Here is a 20,431-nt window from a genome sequence, read left to right as displayed (position 1 = left end):
TGGAGGCTATTTTGGATAAAAGTATGAAAATTCTCGTGGTTGACGATTTTTCTACCATGAGACGTATCATAAAGAACCTGTTAAAAGATTTGGGTTTTGCCAATATCCAGGAAGCGGACGACGGTAACACCGCGCTGCCTATGCTACAACAAGGTGATTTTGACTTTGTTGTAACAGATTGGAATATGCCAGGTATGCAAGGTATCGACTTATTACGCGCTATACGTGCCGACGATAAGTTGAAACACCTACCGGTTCTTATGGTGACAGCAGAAGCGAAGAAAGAACAAATCGTTGCCGCAGCGCAAGCTGGTGTGAACGGTTATGTTGTTAAACCTTTCACTGCCGCTACGTTGAAAGAGAAATTAGACAAAATCTTCGAACGTTTAGGTTGATCCAGACGCTCACCAGAGAAATGAGGTTTACTGGATGTCGACAAATGAAAGTGTCTCTATAACGCTCGAAGAAGCCAAAAAATTGGTAGCGTATCTTGAAGAGGGCGATAACGCATCTGCGAACGCCGTCTTAGAAGCCGTTTCGATGAAAGAGTCCATTGAGCTCTTTGCTGAAGTTGGTAAATTAACGCGTCAACTTCATGATTCGTTAAATAACTTCCAAATCGATGAACGTATTAAAAATTTAACCGTTGATGACATTCCTGATGCGCAAACGCGACTGATGTACGTTATCGAAGAGACGGAAAAAGCGGCCAATACCACCATGGATGCTGTTGAAGAGTGCATGCCAATTGCGGAAGTGCTTTCCACGCGCATCGAAAAAATTATGCCGGAGTGGAAAAAACTGATGAATCGTCAACTTGAGTTGGGTGAATTCAAAGTTTTATGCGCAGATTTAGACGAATTGCTAGAAGACGGATCGAAACAATCGTCTAAGCTTACATCATTGCTTACCGAAGTGTTAATGGCACAAGGTTATCAAGATCTTACCGGTCAAGTTATTCGCAGAGTGATTGAACTCGTAAAAGAAGTGGAAGATAGCTTAGTTAATATGCTGACGATGTTCGGTGAACCCGAACAGTCAGAGCAAGACAAGCCATCGGAAGCGAAAGTCGAAAAAGTTAACAAGATTGATGGTGTCGAAGCCGAAGGTCCAATTATTGATGCAGACCAACGCGATGATGTGGTATCTGGCCAAGATGACGTAGATGATCTTTTGTCTAGCTTAGGTTTTTAGGGGAGCGGGCGCATGGCGTTTGATGTTGACGAGGATATATTACAGGACTTTCTAGTTGAAGCTGGGGAGATCCTTGAACAATTACAAGAACAGCTCGTTGATCTGGAAAATAATCCTGAAGATGGAGATTTACTTAATGCTATCTTCCGGGGTTACCATACCGTAAAAGGTGGCGCCGGCTTTTTGTCGCTTACCGAATTAGTTGAAATTTGCCACGGTGCAGAAAACGTTTTCGATGTAATGCGAAACGGACAACGTACTCTTACGCCTGAATTGATGGACACCATTCTTCAGGCCACCGATGTAGTAGTAGATATGTTTGAGCGTGTTAAAGCGCAAGAGCCGCTAGTACCTGCAGACGCAAAGTTAGTTGATTTGCTGCATAAGTTAAGCACCCCAGAAACCCCAGATGAAAATATCTTTGGTGACAGTAGTGAGGCGGCTGAAGCCCCCGCTGCCGAAGTTGTCGAGGAAGAATTTGCGTTGGAAGAAGCGCCCGTACCTGAAGCGCCTGCTGCTAGCAGCGATGGCGGTATTGACGAAATTTCAGAAGATGAATTTGAAGCCTTACTTGATGAACTTCATGGTTCAAATGCTCCGGGTAAATCTGCGCCTAAAGCAGAACCAAAAGCGGCTGCACCCGCTGCCGTTGGTTCAGGTGATGATATCACCGACGACGAATTTGAAGCACTGTTAGACGAATTGCACGGTAAAGGTAAATTCAAAGAAGAAGAACCCGCACCTGCAGCTGCGCCCAAAGCAGCTGCGCCTAGCGGTGAAGAAATTACTGACGATGAGTTTGAAGCACTACTTGACCAACTACACGGTTCAGGACAAGGGCCTACAGCGCAAGGCTCTGAACCAGCAGCAAATACTCCGCCTGTAGATAAAAAAGCGACAGAAGCAATTCAGAAGGCTAAAGCAGAGCAATCTGCCGCTAGTACGCCAGCTAAATCAACGCCTGCCGCAAAAGCGCCAGCGCCTAGTCCAGCAGCTAAAAAGGCGCCAGAGCCTGCTAAAGCCGCGGCTAAGAAAGACGACAAAAAAGCAAACCCAACACCTCCTCAAGCAGAAACCACAGTACGTGTTGATACTAAGCGCCTAGACCAAATTATGAATATGGTCGGTGAGTTAGTATTGGTACGAAATCGTTTGCTGAGTTTAGGAATAAACAATGCCGACGAGAGTATGTCTAAGGCAATTGCTAACCTTGACGTGGTGACTGGCGATTTGCAGGGTGCGGTTATGAAAACCCGTATGCAGCCAATTAAGAAAGTGTTTGGCCGCTTCCCTCGCGTTGTTCGAGACTTAGCACGTAGTTTGAAAAAAGAAATCACCTTAGAGTTGGAAGGTGAAGAGACAGATTTAGATAAAAACCTGGTAGAAGCATTGGCCGATCCGTTGGTTCACTTAGTGAGAAACTCAGTGGATCATGGTATTGAAATGCCTGATGACCGTGCTGCTACAGGTAAAGCCCGAATGGGGACCGTGAGATTATCGGCTTCTCAAGAAGGTGATCATATCCTACTTACCATTGAAGATGACGGTAAGGGAATGGATGCTGAAAAACTAAAAGAGATTGCGATAAGTCGAGGTGTTTTAGATGCCGATGCGGCTGCGCGTATGTCTGATGTTGAAGCGTTCAATCTCATTTTTGCACCAGGTTTCTCTACAAAAACTGAGATAAGTGATATCTCGGGCCGTGGTGTAGGCATGGATGTGGTTAAAACAAAAATTAATCAGCTTAACGGTACCATTAATATTGATTCTCACCTTGGGAAAGGCACGCGACTCGATATTAAAGTTCCACTTACGCTTGCGATTTTACCGACCCTAATGATTGTGGTTGGCAAACAAACGTTCGCGTTACCGTTAGGTGCGGTCAACGAAATTATCAACATGGACATCAAGAAAACCAATACGGTTGATGGCCAATTAACCATGATAGTTCGTTCTAAAGCGATACCACTGTTCTTCCTTGGAGAATGGTTGATCCGTGGACCTAAAAATATAATCAAAGATAAAGGTCACGTCGTCGTGGTTCAAATAGGCACCCAGCAAGTTGGTTTTGTTGTTGATGCGCTAATAGGCCAAGAAGAAGTGGTGATAAAACCATTAGATGCCTTATTACAGGGAACGCCAGGTATGGCGGGAGCAACTATCACATCCGACGGTGGAATTGCACTCATCCTAGATGTTCCTAGCTTACTGAAGCGTTATGCTCGGAAGCCTTTAAAGTAATACGGCGGAACACATAGGAAATTTACATCCATGGTCTTTAAAGTCCTGGTCGTGGACGATTCTACTTTTTATCGTCGTCGAGTTCGTGAAATTCTCGACGACGATAGAGAACTTGAAGTTATTGGCGAAGCTCGTAACGGGCAAGATGCACTAGATAAAATAGATACACTGCTACCTGATGTAGTCACAATGGATGTGGAAATGCCGGTAATGGATGGCATTTCAGCGGTAAAGGCCATCATGGAAAAGCGGCCTGTGCCTATTTTGATGTTTTCGTCTCTAACGCATCATGGTGCACAAGCGACACTAGATGCGTTAGAAGCCGGTGCATTAGATTTTCTGCCAAAGAAATTCGAAGATATCGCCCAAGATCGTAAAGACGCAGCACGACTGCTCTGTACAAAAGTAAGATTAATTGCACGGCGTGGTGTTGGTATCAAACGCCCTGTATTGAAGCGTATTGAAAGTAGAAAGTTTCCTGATAACGCGCCAAAACCAGCGTTTTTCAAGAGTTCTAATCTACTGACTGGAAGAAAAGATGCCACGAGGCAGCCTACCGTTTCCTCGATTAAGGCTTCTGGTAAAAGGTATAAGTGTTTAGCAATTGGTGCATCTACGGGGGGGCCCGTGGCATTGCAGAAGATACTGGTAGCATTGCCTTCAGATTTTCCTTATCCAATTGTGTTGGTGCAACATATGCCTGGCACTTTTACTAACGCGTTTGCACAGCGGCTTAATTCTCATTGCAATATTGCGGTTAAAGAAGCTGAACATGGTGACATATTGAAACCAGGGTGCGCTTATTTAGCACCCGGTGGTAAACAAATGTTGATAGAGGGTTCAGGCTCTCATAAGAAAGTAGTAATTACCGACGCTAACCCGTCTGATAAAATAAATTATAAGCCGAGTGTTGATTTAACCTTCGGTTCGCTGGCCAAAGCTTATGGTGGCGATTTATTGGGTATTATATTAACTGGTATGGGCGCAGATGGGCGAGAAGGCTGCCGTTTGATGAAAGATAATGGTGCTACCATTTGGGCGCAAGATCAGGATTCATGTGTTGTTTATGGCATGCCTCAAGCAGTAGCTGTTGCAAACATATCGGTTAACAGTATTGATATAGATGACATGAGCAGCTGTATCTTAACCGAAATGAAATAGCTAAAGCGCAGCGGCAGTGTTGTCTGTGAATGAACAACAACCCAAGTAAATATAAGCTGGGAATTAAAACGATGAAGGTGTGGACAGTTGCAAACCAGAAAGGCGGAGTTGGTAAAACAACAACGACAGTAACCTTAGGTGGTTTGTTAGCTCAGCGCGGGAAACGGGTATTGATGGTTGATACCGACCCCCACGCCTCACTTAGTTACTATTTCGGCATAGACGCAGAGTTACTCAGTCAATCTGTCTACGACATTTTTATTAAGTCTTCTGATATCACTGCCGATATGGTCATGGACTGTTTGTGTCCCACTAAGCTAGATAATTTGTACGTTTTGCCCGCTACCATGGCGTTAGCCACACTAGACAGAACAATGGGTAGTGAGCAAGGGATGGGCTTGGTGCTAAAAAAAGCGCTGGCCAAAGTAGAGAATGAATTTGATGTTGTCATTATTGATTGCCCGCCGGTACTTGGTGTACTTATGGTCAACGCATTGGCAGCATGTAATAAAGTGATAGTGCCGACACAAACAGAGTATTTGGCGCTGAAAGGCTTGGACAGAATGATACGCACCATGGAAATAATGGGGCGCTCTCTGCAAAAGTCTTTTGACACTGTGATTATTCCTACTATGTTCGACAAGCGCACGAACGCGGCACTTGAATCAAGAAAGCGTTTAATGAGCGATTATGGAGAGCGGGTTTGGCAAGGTGTAATTCCCGTAGATACGCATTTTAGAGATGCGAGTTTAGTACAGTTGCCAATTTCCGCAGCATACCCGAAAACCCGAGGGGTAACGGCTTATAGCAAGTTACTTGAGGTTTTGGAGAAGTAAAGTTAGATGAGCAATCAAGGACCTTTTGCACGGGAAGACGTTGTAGAGGCTTATCTCGATAGCCTATTAAAAGAGCCAGATGATCCGGCAGACGTAACTGCGCGAACGGCAAAATTGCTTGAGCAGGCAGTACAAACGTTAGCCGAAGAAGCCACAATTGATGAAGCACCTGCCACTGAACAAATCGTGGTTGAAGAAGCCATCATTGAAGCCGTGTCATCTAGCACAGGCAAAGATGTCGAAGAAACTACGCAATACGAAAAAAGCGACTACAATGAAATAGATAATGAGACTGCTGAGTCAGTGCAAGCCTTTCCAGAAGAGGGGCAATCAGTAGAAAATGGATTGTTGGTCGACAGCCTCGAAAATAATTTTCAGGCATTGTTTTTTGAAGTGGCAGGGTTAACATTAGCGGTGCCATTGACCACCCTAGGTGGTATTCATCAGATTGAAAAGATAGGCCCTCTATTTGGGAAACCAGATTGGTTTATGGGGGTAATGATACATCGCGAAGAGAAGCTTAGCGTTGTAGATTCTGCAAGATGGGTCATGCCAGAAAAGTATGATGAGAGTCTCGCAGAGTCATTGAACTACCGATATCTTATTATGTTAGGGGATAGTTCGTGGGGATTGGCCAGTGAGAAACTGGTTAACACGGTCACCTTGGCAAAAGCTGACGTCAAATGGCGTGAGTCTACCGGTAAGCGTCCCTGGTTAGCGGGGATGGTTAAAGAGAAAATGTGCGCGTTAATTGACGTTAACGAATTAATATCTATGCTTAACAAAGGCTTAGGCAGTAACGACCAGACGCCGAGTATTGGGAGCCAGGTTCATGAGCGACGAAAGAACGAACAGTAATACCACCGACAGTAACGATGAAGTCCTTCAATGGGTGACATACCGCTTAGGTGAAGAAACATACGGTATTAACGTAATGCAAGTGCAAGAAGTATTGCGTTACACTGAAATTGCACCTGTACCCGGCGCACCTGACTACGTACTAGGTATCATTAACCTACGTGGTAATGTTGTTACGGTCATTGATACACGTGCGCGTTTTGGATTACCACCAACAGAGATAACGGATAATACCCGTATTGTGATCATCGAATCTGATGAGCAGGTCGTGGGTATACTTGTTGATAGCGTGGCTGAAGTGGTTTACCTTCGCTCGTCTGAAATTGACAGTGCGCCAAACGTGGGTACTGAAGAAAGTGCTAAGTTTATTCAAGGTGTTAGCAACCGAGACGGTGAGCTTCTTATCCTAGTCGATTTAAATAAACTTTTAAGTGACGATGAGTGGGATGAACTAAGTTCAATTTAATCAGCCAACACGTCTAAAGGGCAGGTAACTGGGTTATCTGCCTTTTTTATTTCCGTTTTATATAGCTACGAATTAAGGCTTCTTCGCATATGGATCTGCAGTTTATTGCTCCAACATTCAACGAACTTATATTGCTTGCGCTTGTATTAGCACTGGGTATTTTTGCAATATGGTTGACGTTTAAAGAGCGAAAAACACATGCGGCGTTAGTTGAACTGCAAGAGCTTGTAACGCGCAGAACCGATGACATGGATACCCAAATTCGAGATTTTGGTCATCAGCAAAATGAGGCGCAAACCCGAAGCCTCGTTGTTACTCGTCATCTTCAAGCCCTTCAAGAAAAACAAGACGATTTCGAAAATCAAATTCGCGAGTTAAAACTGCAAGATCCCTCTCTAAGGCTTTATCAGCGTGCTGCGGAATTAGTAAAGCAGGGCGCAAGTATGCAAGAAGTGATGGAAGCCTGTGATATCCCTCGTGCCGAAGCTGAAATGCTGTTTATGGTACACAAGCAATCCTCTTCCCAATAATGGTTTTCAACATCCGTTTAGACGTCTAGACGTAAAGATGTTGACATCTGTGTGGTAATTGCCACAATACAGTCATAGTAATTTATGACTGGAGCCTTCTATGCCAATTCGTATACCAGAACAACTGCCTGCGCAGAATGTGTTGTTGGGCGAAAATATCTTCACCATGGAGAGCAATAGGGCGGCGAATCAGGATATACGTCCTCTTAAAGTGGGTATCTTAAACTTGATGCCTAATAAAATTGAGACTGAAGTACAGCTGTTGAGGTTACTCTCCAATACGCCATTACAAATTGATGTGGATTTTATTCGCATCGATAGTCAGGCGCCCAAAAATACCCCACAGTCTCACATGGATGCTTTCTACCACGACTTTTCGCAAGTGGCAGACAAAAAGTACGATGGGCTTATCGTGACTGGCGCACCTCTAGCTTTACTAAAATACGAAGACGTAAAGTACTGGGATACTATGACCACCATTTTAGAGTGGGCACAGCGTCACGTTAACTCCACTCTATATTTATGTTGGGCTGCACATGCTGCCATGTATCATTTTTATAACTTTACTCGCACGCTGCGCAAAGAAAAATTTTCAGGTGTGTTCGAGCACAAAGTAAACGACCCACATAATGAATTATTACGTGGCTTCGATCCCGTATTCTATGCGCCTCATTCTCGTTATGGGCATATCGATACCGCGAATTATAATAGTGTAGATGGACTGCATGTGGTGGCAGAATCTGAAGAAGTAGGCGCCTATATTGTTGCCTCAGAAGACAAGCGCATGGTTTTCGTTACAGGGCATCCAGAATATGATGCTGATACCCTTAAAGATGAATATTTTAGGGACGTCAAAGCCGGGCAAACCCCCGCCATACCAAAAAATTATTTTACGGATAACGACCCGAACAAATCGCCTATCGTTAGATGGCGCTCCCACGGGAGTCTGTTCTTCACAAACTGGTTAAACTACTATGTTTACCAAACAACGCCGTATGACTTAAATCAGTTAGCTGAAAAATCACAGCCAAAGAGGTAACGCGTGAGTCAACATCAAGTTTCTAGCGCGCAAGCAACACTGCTAAGCGCTGCACAACAACGTATTCTCGTATTAGATGGCGCGATGGGCACCATGATCCAGCAACACAAGCTGGAAGAAGAAGATTACCGTGGCACCCAGTTTGCGGACTGGCATTGTGACGTAAAAGGTAATAACGACCTTTTGGCTGTTACACAGCCAGATATTATTTACCAAATTCATTGCGACTACTTTGAAGCCGGTGCTGACATTGTTGAAACCAACACCTTTAACGCTACTACTATTGCTATGGCCGATTACGACATGCAAGCGCAATCAAGAGAGATCAACATTGCCGCTGCTAAATTAGCCAGAAAAGCCGCCGATGAGTTCACTGCAAAAACGCCAGGCAAGCCCAGGTTTGTAGCAGGTGTTCTAGGTCCAACAAATCGTACTGCTTCTATCTCTCCCGATGTTAACGACCCAGGTAAGCGCAATGTGACTTTCGATGCCTTAGTAGAAGCTTACACAGAGTCTACTGAAGCGTTAATTGAAGGCGGCGTAGACTTGATTATGCTTGAAACTATTTTCGATACGCTAAATGCTAAAGCGGCTGCTTTTGCCGTGGAAACCGTGTTCGAAAAACTAGGTAAGCATTTGCCTGTAATGATTTCAGGCACCATCACCGATGCTTCAGGCAGAACGCTTTCAGGCCAAACCTCTGAAGCTTTTTATTATTCAATGCGCCACATTAGTCCATTTTCGTTTGGCTTGAATTGCGCGTTAGGGCCAGACTTGTTGCGCCAATATGTCGAAGAAGTCTCAACGATCAGCGAGTGTCTAGTATCTGCTCACCCGAATGCGGGTTTACCCAACGAGTTTGGCGAATACGATTTAGAGGCGCCTGAAATGGCCGAACATATCAAAGAATGGGCAGAATCTGGTTTAGTGAATATTGTGGGTGGCTGCTGTGGCAGTACGCCAGAACATATTCGTGCTATTGCCGATGCGGTAAGCAGCGTAGCACCAAGAACGGTGCCTAAGTTCGAACCTAAAATGCGTTTGTCTGGCCTTGAGCCGTTTGTACACTAGGAGGCAGCGTGAGCGCACAATTTTCTACATTTATTAATATTGGTGAGCGTACTAACGTAACTGGTTCAGCACGCTTCAAACGTCTTATTCTTGAAGGCGATTATGAAACCGCCCTTGATGTTGCCCGCCAGCAAGTGGAAAGTGGCGCGCAAATTATCGATATCAATATGGACGAGGCCATGCTTGATTCCAAGCAGGCCATGGTTACCTTTTTGAACTTAATTGCATCTGAGCCTGATATCAGTCGGGTGCCTATTATGATTGACTCATCAAAATGGGAAGTGATTGAAGCCGGACTTAAATGTGTGCAAGGCAAGGCGATTGTAAACTCAATCAGCCTTAAAGAAGGTGAAGAAAGCTTTCTTGCCCAAGCACAGAAAATTAAACGTTATGGTGCCGCCACGGTAGTGATGGCGTTTGATGAAACGGGGCAGGCCGACACACAAGCACGTAAAGTTGAGATATGCCAGCGCAGCTATAAACTGCTGACAGAATCTATCGGTTTTCCGCCAGAAGACATTATCTTCGATCCGAATATTTTTGCGGTAGCAACGGGTATAGAAGAACACGATAACTACGCCGTAGATTTTATTGAAGCCACGCGAAAAATTCGTGAGCTTTGCCCTTATGCGCACATCTCGGGCGGCCTTTCTAACATATCGTTCTCGTTTAGAGGCAATAACCCTGTGCGTGAAGCGATGCATTCGGTGTTTTTATATCATGCTATTCGTGCCGGTATGGATATGGCCATCGTAAATGCGGGACAGCTTGAAGTTTATGATGAAATACCAAAAGAACTTCGTGAAGCGGTAGAAGATGTCATTCTAAATCGTCGTAGCGACTCTACTGAGCGTTTGCTCGATATCGCCCCCAACTATCAAGGCGACGGCAAAGCAGCGGCAAAAGAAGATTTAAGCTGGCGAGAGCAAGACGTTAATAAGCGTTTGGCCCATGCACTTGTTAAAGGCATTACCGATTACATCATTGATGATACAGAAGAAGCCCGCCTGCAAGCCGAGCGTCCGCTACATGTAATTGAAGGGCCGTTAATGGACGGCATGAATATTGTTGGTGACTTGTTTGGCGAAGGTAAGATGTTCTTGCCTCAAGTTGTAAAGTCGGCGAGGGTAATGAAAAAAGCCGTAGCCCACTTACAGCCTTACATTGAAGCTGAAAAATCCGATGGCACCAAAAGCAATGGCAAGATATTGCTTGCCACCGTGAAAGGCGACGTTCACGACATTGGTAAAAACATTGTAGGGGTTGTATTGCAGTGTAATAACTTTGAAGTGATAGATCTCGGTGTCATGGTACCCGCTGCTACTATCTTGCAAGTGGCGAAAGATGAAAATGTGGACATGATTGGCCTCTCAGGCCTTATTACCCCTTCACTTGATGAAATGGTGCATGTGGCAAAAGAGATGGAGCGGCAAGGTTTCGATTTACCACTATTAATTGGCGGTGCCACTACTTCCAAAGCACACACAGCGGTGAAGATAGAACAAAACTATCATGCCCCTGTGGTGTATGTACCTAATGCGAGTCGTGCAGTTGGCGTGTGTCAAAAGCTGCTTAACCGTGGCTCTCGAGATATTTACGCCGAAGAACTGGCAAAAGAATACGACAAAGTACGTGAGCAACATGCCCGTAAGAAGCCGCGTAGTAAGCCTATTACTCTAGCCCAAGCACGCGCCAATGCGTTCAACCCAGATTTTACAGAAGCACCCGTAACACCTAAGAAATTAGGGGTAACACCGGTGGATGTAGATATAGCTACCTTACGCCCTTATATCGATTGGACACCGTTCTTCCTGACTTGGTCCTTGGCCGGCAAGTACCCACGAATTCTAGATGATGAAGTGGTAGGGGAAGAAGCAAAGTCCTTATTTGCCGATGCAAACGAGATGCTAGATAACATTATCGCTAATAATTCATTAGCCGCTAAAGGTGTTATTGGGTTATTTCCTGCCAATAGGGTAGATGATGATATTGAAGTGTATACCGATGAGTCCCGCTCAGAAGTACAAGGCGTAGCGCATCATCTTCGCCAGCAAACCTTAAAAGATAAATTCGCTAACTATTGCTTAGCCGATTATATTGCAGAGAAATCATCAGGTATTAATGATTATATCGGTGCTTTCGCGGTGACAGGCGGAATAGGTGAAGATGAGCTAGCCGATAGCTTCATTAAAGCTGGTGATGACTACAACGGTATTATGGTGAAAGCCGTGGCCGATAGGTTAGCCGAAGCATTTGCCGAATACCTTCACGAACAAGTACGTAAAGTATATTGGGGCTACGCCGAAAGTGAAAACTTAACCAATGACGACCTTATTCGTGAAAAATACCAAGGTATTCGACCTGCGCCAGGTTATGCAGCGTGCCCTGAGCATTCTGAAAAGCAGCTTATTTGGGATTTATTATCGGCAGAGCAACATACTGGTATGAAGCTTACTGAAAGCTATGCCATGTGGCCAGGTGCGGCGGTATCAGGTTGGTATTTCTCCCACCCTCAAAGCAAATATTTTGCCGTGGCTAAAATTCAAAAAGACCAAGTAGAAGACTATGCCGCCCGTAAAGGTTGGACATTGGAAGAAGCTGAGAAATGGTTGGGGCCTAATTTACATGACTGAGTCGTTCTCAAAGCCGTTTAGCCAAGCGTGCGAAAATAACAAAGCGCCGATTTTAGCTGTGCTAAATCGTACGTTTGCTAATTGTAAGGGTGTGTTAGAAATTGGCAGCGGTACGGGGCAGCATGCCGTTTATTTTGCTGAAAACTTGCCACATTTACAATGGCATTGTAGTGACCAACCTGACTACCATGAGGGTATCGCAGCATGGTTGAAAGATGCTGCGTTACCCAATGTCTCAAAGCCAGTGGCATTAACCATAGGCAAAGACAGCTTTCCATCACTCGCAGTTCAAGGTATTTACAGTGCTAATACCGCTCACATCATGCAGCGTCATGAAGCTGAGCTGTTGATGAAATTGGTAAGTGAATACTTACCTTCAGGCGGTGTTTTCTGCCAATACGGCCCCTTTACTATTGGCGGCGAATTTTCATCTGAAAGTAACAGATCATTCCATGAATCACTTATTGAACGAGGATATGGCGGCTATCGTGATATCAGCGAGCTAACTGGGTGGAGCCAAGACTTAGTATTACGGGAAATTCATAAGATGCCCGCAAACAATTTATTGCTGGAATGGCATAAACCCTAGAGGTCTTTTAGTAATCTGAGTAGCCATGGTAAATGCAGGTCATCATGGCTGTTGAGGCCACTCAGCATAGTGGCGTATCTATAGGGTTAAATGGATGGATAGGGCGATTTAAAATGTAAACACGGCTATCTGTTCATTTAGGCAATACGGTAGCCTTGGCTAACGAGATAAATTCGTCAACAAACCCAATTGGGTCAACCTCTTTTCGGTGACCCAAATATAAGGTTTTCTGTAAGCCCTTTTCACCTAAGGGCTTATACGTTAACACATCAGATTCTTTCGCTTCATCAACCAGCCATTTAGGCAGCGCAGTAACACCGCGCCCAGCTGCCACCATTTGCAAAATAATTTCTGTGGTTTCAATAGTTCTATGTTGTTTTACGCTTGCACCAGCAGGGGTAAGAAAGCCTGAAAAAATATCTAGTCTATTGGTTTCTACCGGATAGGTGATCACCACTTCATTGGCTAATTGCGAAGGCTTGATATAGGCGTATTCAGCCAACGGATGCTCATTGTGCATAACTAACACTTGTTCGTAATCTAATACGCCGGTGTAATTAATCGCGTCTACATGTAATGGGTCAGGGGTGAGGAGTAAATCGATATCGTAGCCATGTAAGGCTTGTAAGCCACCGAACGAAAATGCTCGTCTTACATCAACGTCTACATCGGGGAAGGCTTTTAAAAAAGGCGCAACCACTTTTAGCAACCATTCGAAACAAGGGTGACATTCCATCCCAATACGCAATATACCTTGCTTCCCTTCTGCCATACGGCGAAGCTGAGCCTCAGTATGTTCAAACTGAGGCAGCACCCGTTGAGATAACCCAACCAAGCTTTTACCTGCTTGAGTCAACACTAATGTTCGACCTTCTTTTTGCCAAAGCGGTAAAGAAAAGCTAGCTTCTAGTTTTTTCATCGAATGACTAAGTGCAGACTGAGTAACAAACAAGGACTTGGCTGCTTCCGTCATGGTGCCGTGTTTATGGATAGCGTTAATAATTTTAAGATGCTGACGTTCAATCATAATTTATGAAAGTTGCTCATGTATTAACGTAAATATACCATTATTTTTAATCAATTTTGTCATGCTAATTAGCTAAATTGCGATAAGTGTAGAAACGTAAATACGTAATTAACCGTGAATGACATCCACGGCAGTTGAAAGTCGATTACCTATAATATCTCTTATCACAGAGGTAATTTCCCTGAAGGTTTTGCGTCCAGGTGCGGTATTTCTCCATGCTAAGGAGTGCTGTCTTTCAATGGGCATACCTTCTATTTCACAAACATGAAGTGCCTCAGGGTGATGCAACTCTGAATGTATATATAGCCCAGGTAAAAATGCTACCCCCATACCCATTACTACCATTTGTCGCAGTGTATCTAAGCTTGTTCCTTCATAGTCCCGTTGCAGGTTTGCGCCAATCTCGTCGCAAATATGTTGCACTTGATGATGAAAATGGTGTCTATCTTCTAATGTGAGTACTTTTTCCCCGGCAATTTGTTCAGGGCGAACAAAGGCATTCCCTGCAAGGTGATGATCGGAGGGAACAACAAATTTAAGGGGTTCGTTAAATAACGGCTCCGTAATTAGCTGCGAATATTCACTGGAAAGTGGTGAGATAATTAAATCGTACTCGCCATGCAGCAATCCATGTTGTAGTGCCTGCGGTGCAGCTTCTCGCACGTAGAAACGAAGTCCCGGCTTGCGCTGATGTAGTTCAGGCAAAATATGGGGCAACAAATAAGGGCCAAGAGTAGGGGGAATTCCAAGGCGGAAAGTAACCACTTCACCTTCAGCCAGATCCCGTGCAATTTCATTAAAACGGTGATTCGCTTGAAGTACTTCTTCGGCGGCTTCGAAAAGTGCTTTGCCTTGAGGCGATAATAAGGTGCCAGTTCGTGAACGTTCAAATAATATTAAGTCCAAACTCGCTTCGAGGGTATTAATTTGACTCGTTAAAGTAGGCTGACTAATACCTAAGCTTGTGGCCGCTTGTCGAAAGCTTAAGTATTTAGCTACGGCAACAAAATAACGAATTTGGTTAATTGATGGAGTTTTACCGTTCAGTAACATGGTGATTACGTCGCCTTAATTTTATAATTTAAAAAGCGTGATAGCTAGGAGCTATCACGAACTAGTATATTAAACTATTAATCTATCAGGCGACACTGGCGTAGACAGTAAAAGACAATAATTATTATTTAATGGAGAAATTTATGGATCACGTAATTTCGGGTGTTGCTAAATTCCAAAAGGAAGTTTACCCAGGAAAAAAAGCGGCTTTCCAAAAGCTGGCTAATGGTCAGAACCCAGAAGTGCTTTTCATCACGTGTTCAGACTCTCGCATCGATCCTAACTTGGTGACGCAAACCGAACCAGGCGAACTGTTTATCTGTCGTAACGCAGGCAACATCGTGCCTCCGCATAGTAACCAAACGGGTGGTATGACTGCCTCAATCGAATTTGCAGTTGCTGCGCTGGGCGTTACGCATATCGTTGTTTGTGGTCACACAGATTGTGGCGCAATGAAAGGCGCTTTAAAGCCTGAAGGGCTTGCTTCATTGCCTCATGTTAAAGAGTGGCTAGGCCATTGTCGCGCTGCGACTGAAGTTGTTAAAGAACGTAGTGGTTGTTCTGAACTAACCCACGATCATTTAGAAGATGTAACAAAAGAAAACGTGGTACAGCAAATTCAGCATTTACGTACACATCCTGCTGTTGCTGCAAAAATTGCGAACAAACAAGTTACTCTTCATGGTTGGGTTTATAATATAGGTAGTGGCGAAGTGTTGTGCTACAACAGCGAGTCTGGTGAGTTTGAGGTAATGGATCAATCTCACGCAGAAGCGCAGCTTACACGCTAAGCTCTTTTGCGCGTTGAGAACTTAGGAAACATTCCATGTTTAAGTTAAATGTAAGTAATTTACGTGGTGACATCACCGGTGGTTTAACCGCCGGTATTGTCGCTTTACCGCTAGCCTTGGCGCTAGGGGTAGCCTCAGGACTTGGCCCAATGGCCGGTCTTTATGGCGCCATAGCGGTGGGTTTCTTCGCCGCGTTGTTTGGTGGTACGCCGTCACAAATTTCTGGGCCAACTGGGCCTATGGTGGTGGTATTAGCCGGTTTGTTTGCTAGCCTATCTGGTGATGCAAGCTTGATCTTTACCGCTGTTATACTTGCTGGTATTTTTCAAATTATTTTCGGCTTTTTGAAGGTTGGAGAATATATCCGCCTAGTACCATACCCTGTTATATCGGGCTTTATGTCTGGTATAGGTGCAATTATTATTATTCTACAATTAGGTCGTCTTTTAGGTCATGAGCCTCCAGGCGGCACTATTGGTGCATTAAGCTATTTACCAACTGCCCTTGCAGATATTAATTTTGCCACCCTAGGTTTAGGTATCGGTACATTAATTATTGCCTACAAATGGCCAGCATCACTAGGTAAATATGTACCGGGTGCGCTAGCAGCACTTATCATTGGTACTCTTGCAAGCTTGGCGTTATCGGTGCCTATTCTAGGTCAAATCCCAACGGGTTTACCAAGCATCCAAATGCCAGTGTTCGAGCAGGGTACAGCATTATTAATTTTAGAAGCTGCCTTTATTCTTGCGGTATTAGGTGCCATCGATAGTTTGTTGACATCATTGGTAGCCGACAACATGACTCGTACACGTCACGATAGTAATAGAGAACTAATCGGTCAGGGTATTGGTAACACTGTAGCTGGATTCATTGGTGGTATTGCTGGTGCAGGCGCGACCATGCGAACAGTTGTGAATATTCGTAGCGGTGGTAAAGACCGTATTTCGGGTATGGTACACGCATTGGTATTACTTGCGATTGTGTTGGGTCTTAGCCCGCTTGCGGCGAAAATTCCTCATGCTGTACTAGCTGGTATTTTGGTAAAAGTGGGTTTAGATATTATCGATTGGAGCTACCTAAAGCGTGCTCACAAAGGCCCTCGCTGGGACTTCGGTCTGATGATTTTAGTACTTGCACTTACTGTGTTTGTAGATCTTATCACTGCTGTGGGTGTAGGTGTGGTATTCGCTGCGTTAGCTTACGTCCGTCAAGTTGCTCAGTTGCAACTTGAAGAGCTTCGTAAAATTCCTGAGTCGCTTAACGATCCTGAAGAGAATGCGTTACTTGAGTCGCTTAGAGGTAAAGTATCTATCTTTAGCTTTGGCGGTCCGTTAAGTTTTGGTGCCGCTGCTGATGTTGGTCACCATGTACGAGACAACGTAAAAGCCGGTTCTAAGGTGATGATACTAGACTTCACTCGTGTGCCTACTGTGGATGTGTCTGCGGCAATGGCGGTAGAAACAGTAACTGTGGATGCTATGGCGGCAGGTAGGCAGCTAGTGATTTGCGGTGCTAACGCTGCGGTGAACGAAGTGCTAGAAAGTATCTGTGTTAACCATCCAGGTATCGTTATTTACGATAACTTGCACGATGCATTGCTTTATGCGAAAAAAAAAGTGACGGAAACACCGAATCAAGAAGTTAATTTTAACGCTGTATCGCAATCTTAACCTTTTGATAATTTAGTGTATTTAATAAAGGCCCTTCTCGAGAAGGGCCTTTTTTTTGTGCTTTTTCATAATCTGTCATTTTTTATTAATTGAATGTTCAATTTAACTTAACGTAACTGTCACATCCGCTTTTTAAGCTGATTGGGTGAAAAATACTCAAACTATTAAAAAGGGAAACATACACATGACGCGTTACCATCTTATTGCACTTAGTGTACTTGCCGGATTATCAGGTATTTCAAATAGCCATGCAGAAGCTATTGCCGAAGATAAATCTAATGAAATAGAAGAAATTACTGTTGTTGGGCGAAGTGTGTCATACGCGAATAACGCGGCTTCTGACGACATGCAAAAACAACAAGCTAATTTAAGTAGTGTGCTTGCCGTGGTAGATAACTTACCGGGTGTGTTAATTAACGAAGGTGATACCTTTGGGGCCGATGATTGGTCTACTTCTATTGTTATTCGTGGCTTTCAAGTTAACCTTAACGAACAGCAAATCGGTATGACGGTAGATGGCATTGCCAATGGCAACTCGAACTACGGCGGCGGTGCTAAAGCAAACCGTTATATTGATACCGAAAATTTACAAACTATCGAAGTTTCACAAGGTACGTCTGATATTGCTTCTCGCTCTCATGAAGCGCTAGGCGGTACGCTAAACTTTACTACTATCAACCCGAGCGATGAAGAAGGGGTTGTCGCGAGCGTGACGGCGGGGGAGTTTGATGCATCTAAGTATTATGTGCGTTATGACACTGGCGAAATCTTAAAAGATACGTACGCGTGGATCAGCCTTTCTACGCAAGAAAGCAGCGACTTTATGGATCAAGTGGCTGAAAATACCCGTGATCACCTGGCGTTGAAAATAACCTCTATGGTGGAAGACGTTGCGCTAACGGGCTATGTCTCGTATGACGATACCCATGAAGAAAACTACCAACGTATATATAGCCTAGAGCAATATGCACAAAATCCAGACTGGGATCAGCTCACCAGTGAATGGACTGGCATTCCTTACCAAGACCAATCTTATCGTCGTGGCTGGTCTACCTTACGTGAAAATCTATTAGCTTACTTAAAAGCAGAGTTTTCTATTGGCGCGGTCGATATGTCGACAAGTGTCTATTATCACGAAAACGAAGGACGTGGGGATTGGGTACCACCGTATCTTGTAGACGTAAAAGATGACGGCGCTGATGGCCACTCAGAGTTGGTCAACGGAAACACGGTTTACGGTGGTAGTGCACTTGGCAATATCTACTTTGTGGACCGCGATGGTATGCAACTTTCTCCTATTGCTGGCTGTGCAAGTTCAATTACCTTCCCTTATGGCGGTGCAGGGGCCGAGTACGACCCAAGCTGTCACGAACAAGGTGCAATTCCAGTTGGCTCATACCGACATACACATTACAACAAAGAGCGTATTGGCTTTAATGCCGATGGTATCTGGTACGCCAAGTTAGGTGAGTTCGATAATACGCTTCGCTTTGGATTGTGGTGGGAAGATTATGAGCGTGATGAGTACCGAGATTGGCACAAAATCACCGATTCAGCGATTGGTTACAATTTTAATAACTCGCCTTACTGGGTGCAGTATGATCGCAGTTTCCCTATTGATACCTTAATGTATTACGTTGAAGACGAAATTGATTTTGGAATAGCGAAAGTACGTCTAGGCGCTAAGCGCTTTAATGTTGATATTGCAAAAAATGATAACTTCGACAGCGCCAATAACCTTGAAGTTAATTCTGATTCAGACACGTTGTTTTCTGCTGGTTTTGTAGCGCCTATCGCAATAGATGGGTTGGAACTCTTCGCTGGCTACGGTGAAAACTTTGCATCAATAAAAGACGCACAACTTGAGCGCGACGATACGGATTTACGCTTTATTGAACCAGAAACTGCAGAGAACATTGATGTAGGTCTACGTTACTCAAGCGCTAAGTTCAATGCCAATATTACTTACTACACCATTGAGTTTAATAACCGCATTCAATTCACCAGTAATGAAACTGCTAGCGGTATAGACTTTTTAGAAGCTGCGGCAGGTGGATATCGAAATGTAGGCGGGATTGAATCTAGCGGTTTTGAAATGTCTGCTGACTTTGCGATTACCGACAACCTCACTGTCTTTACCTCGCTTACATTAAGTGAATCGGAATACATTGAAACCATTGGTGGCACAGGTACTCAGTACGATTCACTAGCAAGTGCCCAAGCCGCTATTGACGATGCAACTAATGCTGAAGCGTCGTTAGTGGCGGTGAAAGGGAATACGGTTATTGGTACACCAGATACCATGGCAGTTATCAGCCTTGACTGGAGTAAAAACAATTATTTTGCAGGTATATCGACAAAGTATGTCGACTCTCGTTTCATCGATATTTACAATACTGCTGAAGTAGATGACTATTTGGTTAGCGACCTTTATATTGGTGGATACATCAGCAATATAGGTCAAGGCATGGAAGAGCTTGAAGTGCGCCTAACTGTAAATAACCTGCTAGATGAAGACTATGCGTCTACCATTGCCCCTAATGCATTTTGGATTGGTGCGCCACGAGCGGTCGCCATTAATGCACGTTTAACGTTTTAATTCACTGTAATTTAGGTCGCTGTGACATAGGCATATGTTGCAGCGACTCATACGGTATGGAGCAGTTACATGCCTAAAGTAGGAATGGAGCCCATTCGAAAGCAGCAGCTAATCGATGCCACTTTGGTGGTCATAGCTGAACACGGGTTTCACAGCGCCACAATTAGTTTAATTAGTAAACAAGCGGGTCTTTCAACCGGTATTATTAGCCATTATTTTGGTGATAAACAGGGGCTGATTGAAGCTGCTATGCGATATTTGTTAGAAAAGTTGAAACTGCAGGGTGATTTTAGCAGCCATATAGATCGCTTAGACGCCATTATTGAAAGCAATTTCTCCGGTGAACAGCAAGAATCCTCAGCCACCAATACATGGTTGAATTTTTGGGCGTTATCACTGCACAACAAAGGCTTACACCGTCTTCAACGAATAAACCACAAACGGTTAGAAAGTAACTTAACTTATAGTTTTGCAAACCTTATTCCTAGGGAGCATGCCAAAGAGGCTGCGTTGTCTACCGCAGCTATGATAGATGGTTTTTGGTTACGCAATGCCCTTGAAGGTGAAAAGCAAAATAATAAGGAAAATGTAATTAGGACGAGTAACGCAGTGAAGCGTTATGTACGATTGGTAGTATCACAATATCAATAAAAGCGGCGTGGTAGCAGGG

Annotated in this window: 18 protein-coding genes; 16 read left to right on the top strand and 2 right to left on the bottom strand. The window is 44.2% G+C overall.

Going from position 1 to position 20,431, the window contains the following annotated elements; genetic code table 11:
* Positions 1–11 precede the first annotated feature (11 nt).
* From cheY to AV939_RS09850, 12 genes are all read left to right on the top strand, one after another.
* Positions 12–395: a chemotaxis response regulator CheY gene (gene cheY, locus AV939_RS09905; protein ID WP_013785088.1), complete on the top strand. Its 384-nt coding sequence runs from the start codon at positions 12–14 to the stop codon at positions 393–395.
* 34 nt (positions 396–429) lie between these two features.
* Complete coding sequence (locus tag AV939_RS09900; RefSeq protein ID WP_057793290.1) at positions 430–1,194, top strand: protein phosphatase CheZ; 765 nt, start codon at positions 430–432, stop codon at positions 1,192–1,194.
* A 12-nt stretch (positions 1,195–1,206) separates the two neighbouring features.
* Positions 1,207–3,435, top strand: a complete 2,229-nt coding sequence (locus AV939_RS09895) for a chemotaxis protein CheA (RefSeq protein ID WP_057793288.1) — start codon at positions 1,207–1,209, stop codon at positions 3,433–3,435.
* Positions 3,436–3,465: 30 nt separating this feature from the next.
* A complete protein-coding gene (locus AV939_RS09890) occupies positions 3,466–4,596 on the top strand; it encodes a protein-glutamate methylesterase/protein-glutamine glutaminase (protein WP_057793286.1) in 1,131 nt (376 codons plus the stop codon).
* 71 nt (positions 4,597–4,667) lie between these two features.
* Positions 4,668–5,432, top strand: coding sequence for a ParA family protein (locus AV939_RS09885; protein ID WP_057793285.1), 765 nt, complete (start codon positions 4,668–4,670; stop codon positions 5,430–5,432).
* 6 nt (positions 5,433–5,438) lie between these two features.
* Complete coding sequence (locus tag AV939_RS09880) at positions 5,439–6,290, top strand: chemotaxis protein CheW (RefSeq protein ID WP_057793283.1); 852 nt, start codon at positions 5,439–5,441, stop codon at positions 6,288–6,290.
* The gene (locus AV939_RS09875) at positions 6,265–6,756 is read left to right on the top strand and encodes a chemotaxis protein CheW (protein ID WP_057793281.1); all 492 of its coding nucleotides are present in this window, start codon (positions 6,265–6,267) and stop codon (positions 6,754–6,756) included. The genes AV939_RS09880 and AV939_RS09875 overlap by 26 nt, the downstream gene beginning before the upstream one ends.
* 89 nt (positions 6,757–6,845) lie before the next feature.
* The gene (locus tag AV939_RS09870) at positions 6,846–7,286 is read left to right on the top strand and encodes a DUF2802 domain-containing protein (protein WP_057793279.1); all 441 of its coding nucleotides are present in this window, start codon (positions 6,846–6,848) and stop codon (positions 7,284–7,286) included.
* Between the two features lie 100 nt (positions 7,287–7,386).
* Complete coding sequence (gene metA / locus AV939_RS09865) at positions 7,387–8,325, top strand: homoserine O-acetyltransferase MetA (RefSeq protein ID WP_057793277.1); 939 nt, start codon at positions 7,387–7,389, stop codon at positions 8,323–8,325.
* 3 nt (positions 8,326–8,328) lie between these two features.
* Positions 8,329–9,396 (top strand): homocysteine S-methyltransferase family protein, encoded by a 1,068-nt coding sequence (locus tag AV939_RS09860; RefSeq protein ID WP_057793275.1) that lies wholly within the window; start codon positions 8,329–8,331, stop codon positions 9,394–9,396.
* Positions 9,397–9,404: 8 nt separating this feature from the next.
* On the top strand, positions 9,405–12,029 hold the full coding sequence (metH, locus tag AV939_RS09855; protein ID WP_057793273.1) for a methionine synthase: 2,625 nt from the start codon (positions 9,405–9,407) through the stop codon (positions 12,027–12,029).
* A complete protein-coding gene (locus AV939_RS09850; RefSeq protein WP_057793271.1) occupies positions 12,022–12,618 on the top strand; it encodes a DUF938 domain-containing protein in 597 nt (198 codons plus the stop codon). The genes metH and AV939_RS09850 overlap by 8 nt, the downstream gene beginning before the upstream one ends.
* A gap of 133 nt (positions 12,619–12,751) precedes the next feature.
* Here the strand turns inward: AV939_RS09850 and AV939_RS09845 are convergent, their stop codons facing one another.
* Positions 12,752–13,645 carry a LysR family transcriptional regulator gene (locus AV939_RS09845; protein ID WP_057793268.1) on the bottom strand — a complete coding sequence of 298 codons (894 nt, stop codon included), beginning with the start codon at positions 13,643–13,645 and terminating at the stop codon, positions 12,752–12,754.
* A 108-nt stretch (positions 13,646–13,753) separates the two neighbouring features.
* Positions 13,754–14,698 (bottom strand): hydrogen peroxide-inducible genes activator, encoded by a 945-nt coding sequence (locus tag AV939_RS09840; protein WP_057793265.1) that lies wholly within the window; start codon positions 14,696–14,698, stop codon positions 13,754–13,756.
* Between the two features lie 143 nt (positions 14,699–14,841).
* Here AV939_RS09840 and AV939_RS09835 point away from each other — a divergent pair, with 143 nt between their 5' ends.
* The 4 genes from AV939_RS09835 (at position 14,842) to betI (ending at position 20,412) form a co-directional block, all read left to right on the top strand.
* A complete protein-coding gene (locus AV939_RS09835; RefSeq protein WP_057793263.1) occupies positions 14,842–15,489 on the top strand; it encodes a carbonic anhydrase in 648 nt (215 codons plus the stop codon).
* 35 nt (positions 15,490–15,524) lie between these two features.
* Positions 15,525–17,162 carry a SulP family inorganic anion transporter gene (locus AV939_RS09830; RefSeq protein WP_057793259.1) on the top strand — a complete coding sequence of 546 codons (1,638 nt, stop codon included), beginning with the start codon at positions 15,525–15,527 and terminating at the stop codon, positions 17,160–17,162.
* 184 nt (positions 17,163–17,346) lie between these two features.
* Positions 17,347–19,761 (top strand): TonB-dependent receptor domain-containing protein, encoded by a 2,415-nt coding sequence (locus AV939_RS09825; protein WP_061093584.1) that lies wholly within the window; start codon positions 17,347–17,349, stop codon positions 19,759–19,761.
* Positions 19,762–19,830: 69 nt separating this feature from the next.
* Positions 19,831–20,412, top strand: a complete 582-nt coding sequence (gene betI, locus AV939_RS09820; RefSeq protein WP_057793257.1) for a transcriptional regulator BetI — start codon at positions 19,831–19,833, stop codon at positions 20,410–20,412.
* The last annotated feature ends 19 nt before the right edge of the window (positions 20,413–20,431 follow it).

Origin of the sequence: Alteromonas sp. Mac1 (assembly GCF_001562125.1) — a bacterium.
In the GTDB taxonomy this organism is placed as follows: domain Bacteria; phylum Pseudomonadota; class Gammaproteobacteria; order Enterobacterales; family Alteromonadaceae; genus Alteromonas; species Alteromonas stellipolaris.
The sequence above is the reverse complement of the archived record's forward strand: the minus strand, read 5'-3'. Positions and strand labels throughout refer to the sequence as shown.

Bases quoted from the DNA above. Each gene is read 5' to 3' on its own strand.
- AV939_RS09900 (WP_057793290.1), top strand. From the start codon at position 430: ATGTCGACAAATGAAAGTGTCTCTATAACGCTCGAAGAAGCCAAAAAA.
- AV939_RS09895 (WP_057793288.1), top strand. From the start codon at position 1,207: ATGGCGTTTGATGTTGACGAGGATATATTACAGGACTTTCTAGTTGAA.
- AV939_RS09890 (WP_057793286.1), top strand. From the start codon at position 3,466: ATGGTCTTTAAAGTCCTGGTCGTGGACGATTCTACTTTTTATCGTCGT.
- AV939_RS09885 (WP_057793285.1), top strand. From the start codon at position 4,668: ATGAAGGTGTGGACAGTTGCAAACCAGAAAGGCGGAGTTGGTAAAACA.
- AV939_RS09880 (WP_057793283.1), top strand. From the start codon at position 5,439: ATGAGCAATCAAGGACCTTTTGCACGGGAAGACGTTGTAGAGGCTTAT.
- AV939_RS09875 (WP_057793281.1), top strand. From the start codon at position 6,265: ATGAGCGACGAAAGAACGAACAGTAATACCACCGACAGTAACGATGAA.
- AV939_RS09870 (WP_057793279.1), top strand. From the start codon at position 6,846: ATGGATCTGCAGTTTATTGCTCCAACATTCAACGAACTTATATTGCTT.
- metA (WP_057793277.1), top strand. From the start codon at position 7,387: ATGCCAATTCGTATACCAGAACAACTGCCTGCGCAGAATGTGTTGTTG.
- AV939_RS09850 (WP_057793271.1), top strand. From the start codon at position 12,022: ATGACTGAGTCGTTCTCAAAGCCGTTTAGCCAAGCGTGCGAAAATAAC.
- AV939_RS09845 (WP_057793268.1), bottom strand. From the start codon at position 13,645: ATGATTGAACGTCAGCATCTTAAAATTATTAACGCTATCCATAAACAC.
- AV939_RS09840 (WP_057793265.1), bottom strand. From the start codon at position 14,698: ATGTTACTGAACGGTAAAACTCCATCAATTAACCAAATTCGTTATTTT.
- AV939_RS09835 (WP_057793263.1), top strand. From the start codon at position 14,842: ATGGATCACGTAATTTCGGGTGTTGCTAAATTCCAAAAGGAAGTTTAC.
- AV939_RS09830 (WP_057793259.1), top strand. From the start codon at position 15,525: ATGTTTAAGTTAAATGTAAGTAATTTACGTGGTGACATCACCGGTGGT.
- AV939_RS09825 (WP_061093584.1), top strand. From the start codon at position 17,347: ATGACGCGTTACCATCTTATTGCACTTAGTGTACTTGCCGGATTATCA.
- betI (WP_057793257.1), top strand. From the start codon at position 19,831: ATGCCTAAAGTAGGAATGGAGCCCATTCGAAAGCAGCAGCTAATCGAT.